Raw genomic sequence first — 14,702 nt, forward strand, 5'->3', positions numbered from 1 at the left:
ATCATGAGTATAACAGAAGAAACTTGTCGCCTGGTGTCAACTTTTATATAAAAGTAAAATTTGTTTGAAGATTTTTCTTCTGTTTTCCCATATTTTTTATAATAGATATTCTGTTTTTTCAAAATAATCAGAAAATTTCAATTTTTCTATTGTTTTTTTGGAATAAGATGTTATAATAGACAACAAGAAAAATAAAAAAGGAGTTACGTTATGTTGATTATAGATATTATTATCATTATTTATAGTATCTTATCAAGGCGTAGCTACCGTTTTAAAATGGGATAATCATCTCCATTTTTACATGACTCCGCCTTATTCTCATTTGGGATAAGGCGGATTTTATTTTTCAAAAATAAAGGAGTTTTTTATGACAAAAGAAAACACAACCGCATCACTTACCCCTAAATCATTTTTGCATAAAGTTCTAAACGGAACCGCAATTGGTGTTATCGTAGCCTTGCTGCCTAACTGTATCTTTGCCATTATTTTCTCTTTAGACTTTTTCAAAAATAATGCTTTCTTTGCAACTTGGAATGTGGCTAACGTTCTTTTCCAAGCCACTTTATCTGCCGTAATTGGAACGCTGGTTGCCTTAGAATTTAATTTCAAAGGAATGAAAGCTGCACTTCTGACAGCCATTGCTTTTGTTAGTTCTGGTGCTTCTAGCAAACTAGCTGGAGCAACGGAGTTATTAGGATATGTTCAAAAGCAAAAAGCCCCTGCTGAAATTACCGCAACTGCAAACAAAATGGTTACTGGATTCTACACGACCGGTACAGGGGACATTATCAATGTCATGCTAATTTGTGCCCTCAGCGTCCTCGTATTGCTCTGGCTAGAAGGAAAATTTGAATCTTTTAATTTTGTTCTTCTGCCAATCGTTGGATCGCTTCTTGCGACTGTGGGGTTATTCACACTTCCTTATGTCAAAATGATTTCTAGCTTAATCGGGCAAGGAATCATCTACTTTACGGATCTTCAGCCTTACTTAATGAGTGTTCTCATCTGTGTTACTTTTGCTATCTTAATCGTGGCTCCAATCTCAACAGTTGCAATCGGTCTTGCCATTGGACTAAATGGACTCGCTGCCGGTGCTTCTGCTATGGGGGTCGGAACAACTTGTATCGTCCTTGTTGTTCATTCATTCTTCGTCAATAAACCTGGTGTAACTGCTGCTGTCGCCCTTGGTTCAATGAAAATGATGATGACCAATGTCTTTGAACATCCAATCTCTTATGTTCCTATCATTGCAACTTCTGTTGTAACTGGACTATTGGTTCCGCTCTTCACCATTACCGGGACGCCTGCATCAGCAGGTTTTGGATTAGTTGGTCTGACTGGACTCTTCGCTTCTGTTACAGGCGGACTTTCCATGGGACTGGCAATCTTAGCTTGGCTTGTCATCCCAACAGTCGTTGCCATTCTTTTCCGTCTTCTCTTTGAAAAAGTGCTCAATTTATATACAGCAGATATTTTCAAATTTGAACCTTAAAATGCTTGAAAGCCTTGACAGCACTTGATTTCTGCATTATGATATTAGTAGCATATAAGAAAGAGTGGAAACGATATGACAGTCGCAACTTTTGGAGAAAAGCAAGAAGACGTTCAATATGTGAATCGCTATGGCGTTTATGCAGTTATTCCAGATGAAAAGCAAGAAAAGATAATTTTAGTGCAAGCCCCCAACGGCGCTTGGTTCTTGCCCGGAGGCGAGATTGAGCAAGATGAGGATCGTTTGACTGCCTTAAAACGTGAACTGATTGAAGAGCTTGGTTTTACTGCTCAAATCGGTCAATATTACGGACAAGCAGATGAATATTTTTATTCTCGCCACCGCGATACCTATTTTTATAACCCTGCTTACATTTATGAAGTAAGCCAGTATGAGCAATCGCAAGCACCTTTAGAAGATTTTAATCAGCTCGCCTGGTTTCCAATCAAAGAAGCTATTTCCAAATTAAAACGCGGCAGTCATAAATGGGGAATTGAAATGTGGAAAAAGAATCATAAAGTATGAGAAATTGTTCACATTTCTTATGAAAAAGTGCTATAATAGGAATAGAATATAGGAGGAAGTCAGATGAAGCTTATTAACACGACAAACAGCCATGCACGCCTTGTACAAAGTCAATTAGAAAGTACAGATGCTACACTAGTTGAGACTTTTTCCGCTGGAAATACAGACGTCGTCTTTACGCAAGCACCTTTTCATTATGAAATTCTGATTTCAAATAAACACCGCGCCATTCGCGAACAAGAAGTTGAAAAAATTCGAGAATTTTTTTTGAAACGAAAAATTGATACAAAATCGATTGATGCTTCTCGAATTAAGACACTCTATTCAACAAACCTCATTGAAATATCCATCCCAACTAAATAAGCCTGTCAAGGCTTATTTTTTTGTTTAAAAAAGAGTGAATTCGCAACTAAGTGCTCAATCCACTCCCGTTTTATTTCTGTCTGACATAGTTCATCATGTCGTATGGTAATGTATTGGCGGTTTCTTTGAGAGAATAATTTTCTAAATTATTGACATTTTGACGGAGAAATTTTGCATAACTAGCTGAAATCAGCTTTTCGTGTTCATATTCAAAAATAATCTTCCGCTCCAAATAATAGCCTCGTAGCATTTCCTTGATATTATTCGGTTTGATACGCGTGATAACCCGTTCAATAAAAGCACTGCTTTCAATAATTGCTGTCTCACGAATACGCGAATCTTGCAAGAAATTGATAAGTGCAGTATTATAAACACCCTTCAGATTTTCTAAACTCCCGATAATTACTTCTGTATTGGCTAGATACAGTTCGGCAATCTCTTCTCTTTCAGCCTTACTAGGCTTTGCTCTATCTTGATTGAGCCAATTACGGAAAGTAGAGCCAAATGTAACAATCTCATGCAGCAATAAGCGAGTCATTCTGAAAAAGCTAATCAAAAAATAAGTGAAGCGCGAAGCAAGGTTGCGGTTGATTCTTTGCTCCATATTCCATAAATAACGTTGGTAAATGGAATAGGCACGGTTGCTTATTTTTCTTTCTTCGTAAGCCTGTTCCAAACCGTCACTTTCGATACTCAGCATCAGCAATTGTAAATCTGTCAAATCTTTTTGAACAGATCTTCCTTCTTGCTCCAAGATAAGATTTTCGATTCGTCCATGATAATTATCAATAGCCGCGTAAAGCGGAGCCTTAACTTTGGTATGTTTCAAATCTTCTTCCAATTCTTGGACAACATCATTTAAAATAGCAATATGCATGAGGTAGTCGGATGATTCTTCTTTGTTTTCTGATAAACGAGGTAATATTACAAGCCCTGTCAAAAAACTAAGCAACGTAACCCCAGCCACCAAGAAAAGCAAGAGAGGATACTTTTGTTCTAACGCTGTTGGAATCAAGAGAATGGTCGCAATAGACACCGTTCCTTTCACGCCTGAAAAAGTTAACAGAGCAATATCTCTCCAATATTTCGACATTCTCTTTTTCAAACGCAGACTTCTCCAGAAATAAAAGCCATAAATCATGACAAAACGAATGGCAAATAGCACAATCGTCAGTAAAAGAATTGTCAGAAGGAGCCAGAGATTATCATAAATCGGACTTTTCAAAATGGGTTCAGCTATCGTTTCTAACTCAATTCCTAAAATGACAAAGACCGATCCATTCAGCATAAATGTGACAGTTTGCCAAATCGTATCTGTCACGGTATCAACTTGAGCTTCTAATAAAGTAATCCTTTTAAAACGACTAGCCTTAAAAATCCCTGCCACGACCACTGCAATAATTCCTGATACATGGAGTTCTTCGGCCAAAAAGAATGTCAGCAACGGTAAACTTAATTCTAACAACAGTTCTCCTGCTGTGTCTGAGGCTCGCACCGTATACAGCAGCTTTTGCAATTGACGATTTAAAAAAGCAGTTAGACCACCCACAATAAAACCGCCAATGATTGAAAGGATAAGTGAGGTGCTGGCTTCCTGAGCTGAAAATTTCCCTGTTGTCCAAGCCGTCAGGGCAAATTGAAAGGCAACTAAACCACTCGCATCATTTAGCAAGCCCTCCCCTTTCAAAATATTTTCTACACGTCTTGGAAAGGTAAAGCGCTCAGATAAGGACGCAAAAGCCACTAAATCAGTCGGACCCAAGGCGGCTCCAACCGCGATACAAGCTGCAAGAGGAAGGTACACCCATAGCCCATGCGATAAAAAACCAAGACTCAAAGTTGATAGAAAAATAACTGGAAAAATCAGATAAATAACAATCTTCCAATGCTTAAGAATACTGGTAATATCGCTTTCTTCTGCTTCTCGAAACAGTAGCGGTCCAATGATTAAAGCTAGAAACAGCTCTGTCTCTAAATGAAACGTCCCAACTGGAATGAAAAATCCCAAGCCAATCCCTAATAAAATTTGTATGAGTGGCGTCGGCAAGCTTGGAAATAGCTTGTTGGTGGCATTTGAAACAATCAGAACAGATAAAAAGATAATAATATAAAGGAGTAAGTCCACATTTTCCTCCTTTATTTTTGTTTACAGCATTTTTCAAAAAGCATCTTCTGCTCGGAGATTTTTTGATCTATTTTCGATAAATCGCGATGCTCAATCATTTTTTGACAGCGCTCCATTTCAAGATTGACTAATTTTTTCTTAATCCGAAGCATTTTTTTGCTCATCTGCGCATCGTTTACTTGCTTTGCTAAGATTTCTCCATTGGTTGAATCTAGATATTGACTACGCAAGCAGTTCAATTTTTCATGTAGATATTGCTTATCCATTTTTCTCCCCACTTAGGTCATTTTTAATTTCTCAATCATCACTAAAAAGGGGGGCTGATTGATTTGGTTGATTGTTTTATAAAGGGCGACAGTAAATTCCTGCTGCGGCAATTGACTGACAAAATCTAAAACTGCATCTCGCTCCACATCGCCACCTGTATGTCCATAATAAATCATGATTGCAATCCGACCGCCAGTTACTAAGCGCTGACATAATTTTTCCAAAGCCTGAATAGTTGTATGTGGCTGCGTAATCACTGTTTTATCTGCCGACGGAAGATAGCCTAGATTAAAAATAGCTGCTTTAATACTTGCAACATATTGATCCACATTTTCGTGACCTGTTAAAAGCAGTTCAACATTGTCCAATTTAGCTTCTGCCAAGCGCTTGGTAGTTTGCTCAACGGCTTGCTCTTGAATATCAAAAGCATACACTTTTTTAGCCAATCGTGCCAAGAAAAGCGTGTCGTGCCCATTGCCCATAGTGGCATCAACGACGATGTCTTCATCAGTCACTACTTCCTCTAAAAAAGCATGTGCCATTTGTAATGGTCTTAACATATAAATCGTTGCTCCTTTGCTTTACACCCTTGAACGCTGCCGCGACGGTTCATTTCCTGTTCAATCGCATTGAGAACTTCCCATTTGTTGAGGCTCCACATAGGGCCAATTAACATATCTCGTGGCGCATCGCCTGTAATCCGATGAATGACGATATGCTTAGGGATTATTTCTAATTGGTCACAAACAATTGAAACATACTCATCTTGGCTAAGCAGCTGCAAGCGTCCTTCATGATAATCTCGTTGCATGCGTGTGTTGGTCATTAAATGCAAAAGATGTAATTTAATCCCTTGAATGTCATTGTCTGTCACACAGCGGCGAACATTTTCTATCATCATTTCGTGAGTTTCACCAGGTAAGCCATTGATTAAGTGAGAAACTATCTCGATTTTTGGAAATTTCCGCAGACGTTGAACCGTTTCAACATATAATTCATAGGAATGTGCGCGGTTAATCAATTGCGAAGTAGCTTCATAAGTCGTCTGCAAGCCCAGCTCTACCGTCACATGCATGCGTTCAGATAATTCTGCTAGATAAGCAATCGTCTCATCAGGCAGGCAGTCTGGTCTGGTTCCAATGTTAATACCGACAACTCCTGGCTCATTGATGGCTTGCTCATATCGCTCACGAATGACCTCCACCTTATCATGGGTATTGGTGAAATTTTGAAAATAAACTAGATATTTCTTGACTTCAGGCCACTTTCGATGTATAAAATCAATTTCCTTGTAAAATTGCTCACGAATCGGTGCTTCTGGTGCTACAATGGCATCACCTGACCCAGATACCGTACAAAAAGTACAGCCACCATGAGCTACCGTTCCGTCTCGATTAGGGCAATCAAAGCCAGCATCAATCGGAACTTTAAATGTCTTCTCTCCAAATAGTTTTCGATAATAAGCATTTAACGAATTATATGGTTTCATAACTTTCATTGTACCACAAAATAAAACAGAACTCGCGTTCGGAGTTCCATTTACACTTTACTAATGTCCGTTGGCTTCCATTGGTGCTTTTTCAAATCCACACAGCCATTCGTTTTAAAAGTCACTCCTTCGGCCCAAAGGAGATGTCTCTGCTCCTCCCACGCTGGCGCTAAGCGTCCTGCGGAATTAACCACACGATGGCAAGGATACTTCCCATAAAGTCCAGCCTGAGACAGGACGCGACCTACCAAACGAGCATTTCTTTCTCGCCCAATCAACTGCGCAATTTGCCCATATGTCGCTACGCTCCCTAAGGGAATACAGGACACAACTGATAAAATTTGATGTACTAACTTGTCATTTAACACTTTTTGCATCATCTTTTTCCTTGTAGCAATGCTATTTTTGTTTTCCTTTGAAACGCCATTGAAAACGCAACTTATCATAATAAGGAAATTCAACATGCAAAATTCCTAGGCCTAAGAGAAAGCTTCCCAACACATCTGTCGGATAATGTACTCCCAGATACACACGTGACGTCATAATGATAAAAATCATCACAATCATCAAACTTTGCAAGATACGCTTCGTCTGCACTGATTTTATTCGTTGACTAACGATAATCAACAGCGTACCAAAGATTAGTGTAGAAGCCAAGGCATGCCCACTCGGAAAAGAAAATCCACCTTCTTCTACCAAATGTTGAATAGCAGGACGCGAATGTTGATAGATATTTTTCAAAAAAGCAACTAAAAGCCCCGTCAAGGCAAGATTCCCAATTAAAAGAATAGCCTCACTCCACCATTTCTTATAAAGGAAAAAACCAGCCAAAACTGCGACCCAGGTCATAATAACGGGCGTATTAATCAGACTCGTTACGCTAGAAAAGAAAAATGTCAAAGTATGTGGCAAATCTCCACGTAAAGTTATCTGAATTAGACTATCAAAGCCTTTTAAATAATTAGGATGAAACTTGACAACATATCCTAAAATCACAAAAAGTAAAAGGGCAAAAGAGCCCTTGGTTAAAAAAGTTTGTTTATTTTTCATATTTGATTAAAATCGGCTTTAAAAGCAGATAAATCAGCCAGAAGGCAACTGCAAAAACCACACCTTCTAATAGATTAAATGGAATGACCATTGCAAATAGATAGTTTGCCACGCCCAGAATCTTTGAAATATCAAAATTAGCAAATGTTGCATAGAGTGGAATAGCATAGGCATAGTTGAGAATCAGCATTGCCAAGGTCAATCCGAGCGTTCCCACCACAGAAGCGATTAGAAAACGAACGGTAGTTTGTTCTTTTTTCCAAATAAAAGCAAAAGCAATTACGAAAACAGCAACCGCAATGATATTCATCGGCAAGCCAATATAAGTATTGACGCCTTGATTGTTCAGCAGCAGTTTGAGCGCCGAACGAACCAATAAAATACTCAAAGCACCACCTAAATCCAGCACCACTAATCCCAGTAAGATTGGTAAAATACTGAAATCTAACTTTAAAAAGCTAGCCCCCGGTAAAATCGGGAAATCAAAGAACATCAGCAAAAATGAAATTGCTGAAAGAATGGCAACAACAGCCATTTTGCGTGTATGTGTCATAACAGGTTCCTCCAATTTATAAAAATTAGAGAAGCTGGAAGGCTTACTGAAGAACGATTTCTCTAAATCAACGGAACCTTTGAAATAGTATAAGAAAATCTCCTTAAATAAAATTTAAAAGCTGTACTTTTAGACCTTCTTCATTGCCTTTCGTCTTCTCCCATCCAGACTGTACTGTCGGTTGTGGACTTGCACCACATCAGCTTACGCTCGCGGACTTAAAGCAGCTATCCAGTTGGCAAAGATTTTGTTTTTAAATGAAGTGGCGTTTCAAGGGTACACAAAGAAACTACAACGCTATATAAAAACAAAAGATTGTCAACGGCTACAAATTACCGCCGGTCGGGAATTTCACCCTGCCCTGAAGACCCTTTAATCATAACAAAAAAAGCCTGCTAGAGCAAGCATTTTATCCGATGTCGTCCATTCTTTTAAGAAATCCTATTTTAATTTGTCATATGCATAGTGATGTACTAGATCTAATCCTGTAAAATCTTGCTGGCGCAGGGCTTCATACACCATCATACAAACTGTATTTGACAAATTCAGACTTCTGACATGTTCATCATTCATCGGAATCCGCAAGGCTTTTTCAGAATGAGCACGCATAAAATCTTCTGGCAATCCCTTATCCTCACGCCCAAACATGAAATAGTGATTTCCAGCAGTTGCAAAATTTTCTTCCGCATAAACCTTCTCCGCAAACTTAGAAATCAAATAGAGATGTCCATCCATTTTACTCATGAACTCTTCTAAATTGTCATAATAAGTAATGTTCAGCTTATCCCAATAATCCAAGCCAGCTCGTTTCATCTTACGGTCATCAATCGGGAATCCCATTGGTAAAATGATATGAAGAGGTGAATTGGTTGCCGCACAAGTCCGTGCGATATTTCCTGTATTTTGAGGAATTTGTGGTTCAAAAAGAACAATGTGATTTTGAAATGTTGTCATATGTTATAGCCTTCTCATCTATCTTAGTGAGCTGTGATTGCTATCAAGCAAAAAAATAGCCACACTGCCCGGAGTCAAGCTCAGCAGACAGCGTGGTTTAAGGCTCATTAACTTACATCACAACAGGTTTGAGGTAAATCAATGAGGGTACTTTCTTAGTATATCACTTTCTTAGCACATGTCAACAAAAAAAGCTTTATTTTTTCATATTTTCTAGATTTTTATGATGAATTTTCAAGTTTTATCTTTTTATTTTCAATTACTGGACTCTTCTGAATAAAATATCTCTTTTTCTTTCTTCAAAATAATGAAATTTTTGCAAAAAAAGGTATGATAGGATAGGATACTTGGGAGGTATAAGATGAAAATTATTGTCGTCGGTGGCGGTAAAGTTGGAGCTGCACTCTGCCGTTCACTTGTGGCGGAAAATCATGATGTGATTCTAATCGAACAAAATGAATCTGTCCTCAATAGGGTTACAAAACGTTATGATATTATGGGCATTGTGGGTAACGGTGCCAATTTTAAAATTTTAGAACAGGCTGATGTCGGACATTGTGACATTTTTATTGCCATGACGGAGCAAGATGAAGTTAATATGATTTCAGCTGTATTAGCTAAAAAAATGGGGGCAAAAGAAACGATTGTTCGTGCTCGTAACCCAGAATATTCAAATTCTTATTTTAAAGAAAAAAATATTCTTGGTTTTTCGCTCATTGTTAATCCTGAGCTACTAGCAGCCCGATACATTGCAAATATCATCGAATTTCCTAACGCGCTTTCTGTGGAGCATTTTTCAAATGGACGTGTCAGTTTAATGGCCTTCAAAGTCAAACAAAATAGCAACCTCTGCCAGATGACTTTATCTCAATTCCGAAAAAAATTTGGAAATGTTCTGATTTGTGCCATCGAACGCGATAACCAATTGTTCATTCCAGACGGTGAAATCACCATTTTGCAGAATGATACTATCTATGTCACTGGAAACCGAGTTGAGGTTATTCTTTTCCATAATTTCGTTCGACCAAAAGTCATAAAAAGTCTGATGCTCATTGGAGCTGGGAAAATTGCTTATTACCTACTCAATATCCTAAAAAATAGCAAAATAAAACTGAAGGTGATTGAAATCAATCCGAGACATGCTGAATGGTTTAGTCAAGAATTTCCACATTTACATATTGTTCAAGGAGACGGTACCGCAAAAGACATTTTACTAGAAGAAAGTGCTCAGCACTATGACGCTGTTGCCACTTTGACTGGTATCGATGAGGAAAATATCATTTCATCTATGTTCCTTGAAAGCATGGGTATTCAAAAAAATATCACGAAAGTCAATCGGACTAGCTTGCTTGAAATCATTGACAGTCAGGAATTTTCAAGCATTGTAACACCAAAGAGAATCGCTGTTGACACGATTATGCACTTTGTCCGCGGACGTGTGAATGCCCAATATTCTGATTTACAAGCCATGCACCACCTTGCCAATGGACAAATCGAAACCCTGCAATTTCAAATAAAGGAAGAAAATAAAATGACTGGAAGACCACTTTCCAGCCTCAAACTGAAAAAAGGTGTCTTGATTGCTGCCATTATCCGAAATGGAAAACCTATTTTCCCAACGGGGGAAGACCACATTCAAATAGGCGACCAAATCATCGTCACGACACTAATCCAAAATATCACGCAAATATATGATTTGTTAGAGAGGTAAGCCATGAATAGAAGTATGATTCGTTTCCTCCTCTCAAAATTGTTAATCATTGAAGCAGGACTGCTACTGATTCCCCTCATTGTAGCATTTATCTATCATGAACCCAATCAAAACCTGCTCTCAATTAGCGCTACAATTGGCATTCTCTTGGCAGTCGGACTTTTAGGCAGTTCTTTTAAGCCCAAAAATCATCATATTTATGCCAAAGAAGGGGTTTTAATTGTCGCCTTATGCTGGATACTTTGGTCCTTCTTTGGGGCGCTTCCTTTTGTTTTTTCAGGACAAATTCCTCATCTCATCGACGCTTTCTTTGAGATCAGTTCAGGCTTTACAACAACTGGAGCTTCTATCTTACCAGACGTCTCTGTTTTGTCACATTCCTTACTCTTTTGGCGTAGTTTTACCCACTTAATCGGAGGTATGGGAGTACTTGTCTTTGCTCTTGCTATTATGGAAAATAATAAAAATGGTCATTTGGAAGTAATGCGAGCAGAAGTCCCTGGTCCTGTTTTTGGTAAAGTTGTCTCTAAATTAAAGGATACTGCACAAATTCTCTATTTGCTGTATTTAGCACTTTTTGCTATTTTTGTAGTGATTTATTATCTGGCAGGCATGCCTCTATTTGATAGCTTTATCATTGCCATGGGAACAGCGGGAACAGGAGGCTTTAGTGTCTACAATGACGGAATTGCTCACTATAACAGCTCTCTCATTACGTATCTAGTCAGTTTTGGAGTACTTATCTTTGGAGTGAATTTCAATCTCTATTACTTTTTACTATTGAGGAAATTTAAAGCATCCTTTGGCGATGAAGAATTGCGAACTTATCTCATTATTGTAGCATCTGCAACGATTTTCATCTGCCTTAATGTCTTTCATATCTATCAAGACCTCTCTCAAACTTTGGAGATTTCATTTTTTCAAGTCTCTAATATTATTACTACAACCGGCTTTGGTTTTGGAGACACCACGGCTTGGCCACTCTTTTCTCAGTTCATCCTCCTCATTCTTATGTGTATAGGGGGTTCTGCTGGTTCAACCGCCGGCGGTTTAAAGGTAGTTCGTTGCTTAATGCTGGTTCGCATTGCTAAAAATCAAGTATTGTCCACCCTCTCACCAAAGCGGGTATTGACTCTGCACGTCAATCATAGTGTCATTGACAAAGACACTCAGCATAAAATCTTAAAATACCTTGTACTTTATACGATGATTATCATCTTTCTCATTTTCATCGTTAGTTTAGATAATAATAACTTGATGACAGTCGTCAGTGCCGTTCTTAGCTGTTTCAACAACATTGGACCAATGTTAGGAACAACTGATAGCTTTGCCATCTTTGGTCCTATTTCCAAACTCCTACTCTCTCTTGCCATGATCGCAGGGCGTTTAGAGATTTACCCAATGATCCTGCTCTTTATGCCACAGACATGGTCCAAACGATAGCATATTGCCTAAACGCTGGTCATAAAACTAATATCTCAGACTGTAGACAAATCACCATTTTGGTAGGTTTGTCTTTTGTTTTCTAGAGGAAATGCTCCTTTGGATTGTTTTTTTATTTTCTTTTATCAACTAAGTCATAAATAAAATCCGTAAGAAACCTGAATTTCATATGGCTTCGTTTGCCTATTCTTTTATAAATACAAAATTTTGGTGAATTAAAAATTTCATAATATTAAAATTCAAGAGCAAATATTTTGACAGGGTTAAATTCTGGGTGATAAAATAGTTCAAAATAAAAACGTTTTCAAATAAGAAATAATTTTATTCTGTAGCTTCACCAGCTCTGTTTATTAACCTACAAATGATTAAGGAGTACAGAACAATGCCTTTAGAAATAATTACTAAAGAAGCATTTAAGCAACATTATCAAAAAGCGAAACGAAAATCCTTTATCCAATCCGTAGAAATGTCTATTCTATTGAAAAAAAGAGGATATAATGTTGAGTTCATTGGCTTCTTTGATAACAATCAATTACAAGTATCAGCATTATTATTTAGTACAAAAATGGCAGGTGGTCCATACCTAGAAATCAACTCTGGACCTGTTGTCACTAACTATGAGTTCTTGCCTAAATTTTATGAAGAGTTAAAAATCTATGCAAAACAATTAAATGCTATGGAGCTGGTTGTGAAACCCTATGATATTTATCAAGTCTTCAATAGTAAAGGCGATCCCATTAGTACAGAAAAGAAGGAACTTGTATCTATGCTCACCAACCTGAATTACCAATTTGATGGCTTGCAAAAGGACTATCCTGGAGGTGAAGGTGATTGGCATTTTGTAAAAGACCTAGATGACTTAACAGAAGAAACATTACTAAAGTCTTTTATTAAACAAGGAAAATCATTAGTCAAAAAGGCTAAAACATTTGGTATAGAACTGCATAAACTTAAACGTAATGAGCTTTATAAATTTAAGCAGATTACTTCATCAACTTCTGAACGTCGCAACTATAATGATAAGACTTTAGATTATTATGAAAAATTTTATGATAGCTTTGGAAGCAATGCAGAATTTATTATAGCGAGCATAAATTTCAAAAATTATCTGGAGCATTTACAAAATAATCAGAATGAATTATCTAAAAAGATTAAATTACTACAAGATTATCTTGAAGAAAACAACCATTCCTCTGAAAAAAAACTGAATCAATTTCGAGAACTATCTAGTCAATTTGAAACGTTTGAAATACGAAAAAACGAAGTATACCAACTATTAAAAAGTATGGAGACAAAAGTACAATATTAGCTGGCAGTCTTTTTGTATACACTTCCCAAGAGACGGTCTATCTCGACGGTCTATCTCTTTTCTGGATCCTATCCTGAATTTAACAAATTCTACGCACCCGCTCTTTTGCAAGATTATGTAATGCGAGAATCAATCAAGCGAGGTATTCCCTATTACAACCTTTTGGGTATTACTGGTCATTTTGATGGTTCTGACAGTGTATTTCGTTTTAAACAAAATTTCAATGGTTATGTCCTGAGAAAAATGGGAACTTTTAGATATTATCCTTCCCCGTTTAAACATATAACTATTCAAATAATTAAAAAAATTTTAAATAGATAAATCCTAAAATACCTTCCATGGTTTTGCTACACTTGCTTAAAAAACCATGCAAACCAATATAAAATCTTCATTAGGTGTGTAATCCTAGTGAGATCTTTGTGATTAGTAATTTATTGTGTTCATCTCAAAAAGCAACAATAATTCTTACTCATTCTCCGCTGAGATTGGTTTACTATCTACTTCTTATCAGATAAGCTATGATGATTCTATTTAAACACAAAAAAGAATGTTAGAGACAAACTAACATTCCATAATTTTTCACTCTGATTATATTATAGAGAAAGCATTTTTGCACTATTTTAAAGTTTACCGTATAGGAACTAAATGAAACAACAATTTAGTGCGTAGTCTCATCTTCGAAACATACTACATGTTATCTTTCACTGCGATTGCTACCATTCTAGCTTTGGCACGCACCTGACCCGCTACTGTCATCTCCATTGCCACAATGGCTTTTCTTTGGCCTAGTTCTTCAAGTCGAGAGATGACCGTAATTTCCTCATCAATGGGCGTTGGACTTTTATAATCTATTTCCAAGCGAGCTGTGATAAATCGTCCAATGACCGTTTCTTCTGTCAAATCTAAGCCCTTATTTTGATGAGCAAACCAGGCTGCTGAAGCGGTACCATGACAGTCAAAAATCATGGCAATCATACCGCCAAATAGATTAGCTGGAACACCACCGGTATACTGTTGAGCTGGTGTTATCTTGCTAATGCAGCTAGTTCCGTTTAGACTAGGATAAGTTTTTAAATGCAAGCCTGACTCATTCTTAGGACCGCATCCCCAACAATGCTGGAATCGCTCACCATAAGTATCTTGAATGGCAATATTTCTTGTTTCCAAAATCATTTGCTCTCCTTTTTAAGATTAAATTTACAAGCGCTTTCATGATTATTATATCAGTCTTTAAATGAAGAGTAAATACGAAGTAGATTCAAGATATTTTAATCGTTCGTCTAAGCTGACTTTATAGAAAAGATAGTTAGATTTCACACAGCGAATACCTTTAAAACTTTTCAATTTTCATTGAGTATGAGATGAACCGGCAACAAAAGGCCAGCAAGAAATATAAAAAACGAGCAATTTTGATTTTCTGT

Annotated in this window: 14 protein-coding genes, 1 pseudogene and 1 riboswitch; of the genes and pseudogenes, 6 read left to right on the forward strand and 9 right to left on the reverse strand. The window is 37.4% G+C overall.

What is annotated here, in order from left to right; genetic code table 11:
* The first annotated feature begins 367 nt into the window (after positions 1-367).
* The 3 genes from EHW89_RS06650 (at position 368) to EHW89_RS06660 (ending at position 2,380) form a co-directional block, all read left to right on the forward strand.
* The gene (locus EHW89_RS06650; RefSeq protein ID WP_106384278.1) at positions 368-1,492 is read left to right on the forward strand and encodes a PTS sugar transporter subunit IIC; all 1,125 of its coding nucleotides are present in this window, start codon (positions 368-370) and stop codon (positions 1,490-1,492) included.
* A gap of 75 nt (positions 1,493-1,567) precedes the next feature.
* Positions 1,568-2,017 (forward strand): NUDIX hydrolase, encoded by a 450-nt coding sequence (locus EHW89_RS06655; protein WP_126467463.1) that lies wholly within the window; start codon positions 1,568-1,570, stop codon positions 2,015-2,017.
* A gap of 63 nt (positions 2,018-2,080) precedes the next feature.
* Positions 2,081-2,380 (forward strand): DUF1827 family protein, encoded by a 300-nt coding sequence (locus EHW89_RS06660; RefSeq protein ID WP_003023675.1) that lies wholly within the window; start codon positions 2,081-2,083, stop codon positions 2,378-2,380.
* A gap of 70 nt (positions 2,381-2,450) precedes the next feature.
* On the opposite strand, the gene EHW89_RS06665 is transcribed toward EHW89_RS06660, so the two are convergent.
* From EHW89_RS06665 to EHW89_RS06700, 8 genes are all read right to left on the reverse strand, one after another.
* Positions 2,451-4,505: a cation:proton antiporter gene (locus EHW89_RS06665; RefSeq protein WP_126467465.1), complete on the reverse strand. Its 2,055-nt coding sequence runs from the start codon at positions 4,503-4,505 to the stop codon at positions 2,451-2,453.
* An 11-nt stretch (positions 4,506-4,516) separates the two neighbouring features.
* A complete protein-coding gene (locus EHW89_RS06670; protein ID WP_106384696.1) occupies positions 4,517-4,771 on the reverse strand; it encodes a hypothetical protein in 255 nt (84 codons plus the stop codon).
* 12 nt (positions 4,772-4,783) lie between these two features.
* Positions 4,784-5,332, reverse strand: a complete 549-nt coding sequence (locus EHW89_RS06675) for a tRNA (mnm(5)s(2)U34)-methyltransferase (RefSeq protein WP_003023670.1) — start codon at positions 5,330-5,332, stop codon at positions 4,784-4,786.
* A complete protein-coding gene (locus EHW89_RS06680; RefSeq protein ID WP_126467467.1) occupies positions 5,326-6,270 on the reverse strand; it encodes a TIGR01212 family radical SAM protein in 945 nt (314 codons plus the stop codon). The genes EHW89_RS06675 and EHW89_RS06680 overlap by 7 nt, the downstream gene beginning before the upstream one ends.
* Positions 6,271-6,311: 41 nt before the next feature.
* A complete protein-coding gene (locus EHW89_RS06685) occupies positions 6,312-6,638 on the reverse strand; it encodes an MGMT family protein (protein WP_037598806.1) in 327 nt (108 codons plus the stop codon).
* A gap of 22 nt (positions 6,639-6,660) precedes the next feature.
* Positions 6,661-7,311, reverse strand: coding sequence for a phosphatase PAP2 family protein (locus tag EHW89_RS06690; RefSeq protein WP_126467469.1), 651 nt, complete (start codon positions 7,309-7,311; stop codon positions 6,661-6,663).
* Positions 7,301-7,864, reverse strand: a complete 564-nt coding sequence (locus EHW89_RS06695; protein WP_106083789.1) for an ECF transporter S component — start codon at positions 7,862-7,864, stop codon at positions 7,301-7,303. The genes EHW89_RS06690 and EHW89_RS06695 overlap by 11 nt, the downstream gene beginning before the upstream one ends.
* 148 nt (positions 7,865-8,012) lie before the next feature.
* A riboswitch (FMN riboswitch) is annotated at positions 8,013-8,237 on the reverse strand.
* A gap of 68 nt (positions 8,238-8,305) precedes the next feature.
* Positions 8,306-8,818, reverse strand: coding sequence for a tRNA (cytidine(34)-2'-O)-methyltransferase (locus tag EHW89_RS06700; RefSeq protein WP_126467471.1), 513 nt, complete (start codon positions 8,816-8,818; stop codon positions 8,306-8,308).
* A gap of 361 nt (positions 8,819-9,179) precedes the next feature.
* Between EHW89_RS06700 and trkA the strand changes: the two genes are divergently transcribed.
* From trkA to EHW89_RS06715, 3 genes and pseudogenes are all read left to right on the forward strand, one after another.
* Positions 9,180-10,529 (forward strand): Trk system potassium transporter TrkA, encoded by a 1,350-nt coding sequence (gene trkA, locus EHW89_RS06705; RefSeq protein WP_126467473.1) that lies wholly within the window; start codon positions 9,180-9,182, stop codon positions 10,527-10,529.
* A 3-nt stretch (positions 10,530-10,532) separates the two neighbouring features.
* A complete protein-coding gene (locus EHW89_RS06710; RefSeq protein ID WP_126467475.1) occupies positions 10,533-11,972 on the forward strand; it encodes a TrkH family potassium uptake protein in 1,440 nt (479 codons plus the stop codon).
* A gap of 382 nt (positions 11,973-12,354) precedes the next feature.
* Positions 12,355-13,602 (forward strand): annotated as a pseudogene (locus EHW89_RS06715) (aminoacyltransferase).
* Positions 13,603-13,968: 366 nt separating this feature from the next.
* Here the strand turns inward: EHW89_RS06715 and EHW89_RS06720 are convergent.
* Positions 13,969-14,454: an acyl-CoA thioesterase gene (locus EHW89_RS06720; RefSeq protein ID WP_126467477.1), complete on the reverse strand. Its 486-nt coding sequence runs from the start codon at positions 14,452-14,454 to the stop codon at positions 13,969-13,971.
* Positions 14,455-14,702 lie beyond the last annotated feature (248 nt).

It is taken from the genome of Streptococcus periodonticum (assembly GCF_003963555.1).
In the GTDB taxonomy this organism is placed as follows: domain Bacteria; phylum Bacillota; class Bacilli; order Lactobacillales; family Streptococcaceae; genus Streptococcus; species Streptococcus anginosus.

Bases quoted from the DNA above. Each gene is read 5' to 3' on its own strand.
- EHW89_RS06650 (WP_106384278.1), top strand. From the start codon at position 368: ATGACAAAAGAAAACACAACCGCATCACTTACCCCTAAATCATTTTTG.
- EHW89_RS06655 (WP_126467463.1), top strand. From the start codon at position 1,568: ATGACAGTCGCAACTTTTGGAGAAAAGCAAGAAGACGTTCAATATGTG.
- EHW89_RS06660 (WP_003023675.1), top strand. From the start codon at position 2,081: ATGAAGCTTATTAACACGACAAACAGCCATGCACGCCTTGTACAAAGT.
- EHW89_RS06670 (WP_106384696.1), bottom strand. From the start codon at position 4,771: ATGGATAAGCAATATCTACATGAAAAATTGAACTGCTTGCGTAGTCAA.
- EHW89_RS06675 (WP_003023670.1), bottom strand. From the start codon at position 5,332: ATGTTAAGACCATTACAAATGGCACATGCTTTTTTAGAGGAAGTAGTG.
- EHW89_RS06680 (WP_126467467.1), bottom strand. From the start codon at position 6,270: ATGAAAGTTATGAAACCATATAATTCGTTAAATGCTTATTATCGAAAA.
- EHW89_RS06685 (WP_037598806.1), bottom strand. From the start codon at position 6,638: ATGCAAAAAGTGTTAAATGACAAGTTAGTACATCAAATTTTATCAGTT.
- EHW89_RS06690 (WP_126467469.1), bottom strand. From the start codon at position 7,311: ATGAAAAATAAACAAACTTTTTTAACCAAGGGCTCTTTTGCCCTTTTA.
- EHW89_RS06695 (WP_106083789.1), bottom strand. From the start codon at position 7,864: ATGACACATACACGCAAAATGGCTGTTGTTGCCATTCTTTCAGCAATT.
- EHW89_RS06700 (WP_126467471.1), bottom strand. From the start codon at position 8,818: ATGACAACATTTCAAAATCACATTGTTCTTTTTGAACCACAAATTCCT.
- trkA (WP_126467473.1), top strand. From the start codon at position 9,180: ATGAAAATTATTGTCGTCGGTGGCGGTAAAGTTGGAGCTGCACTCTGC.
- EHW89_RS06710 (WP_126467475.1), top strand. From the start codon at position 10,533: ATGAATAGAAGTATGATTCGTTTCCTCCTCTCAAAATTGTTAATCATT.
- EHW89_RS06720 (WP_126467477.1), bottom strand. From the start codon at position 14,454: ATGATTTTGGAAACAAGAAATATTGCCATTCAAGATACTTATGGTGAG.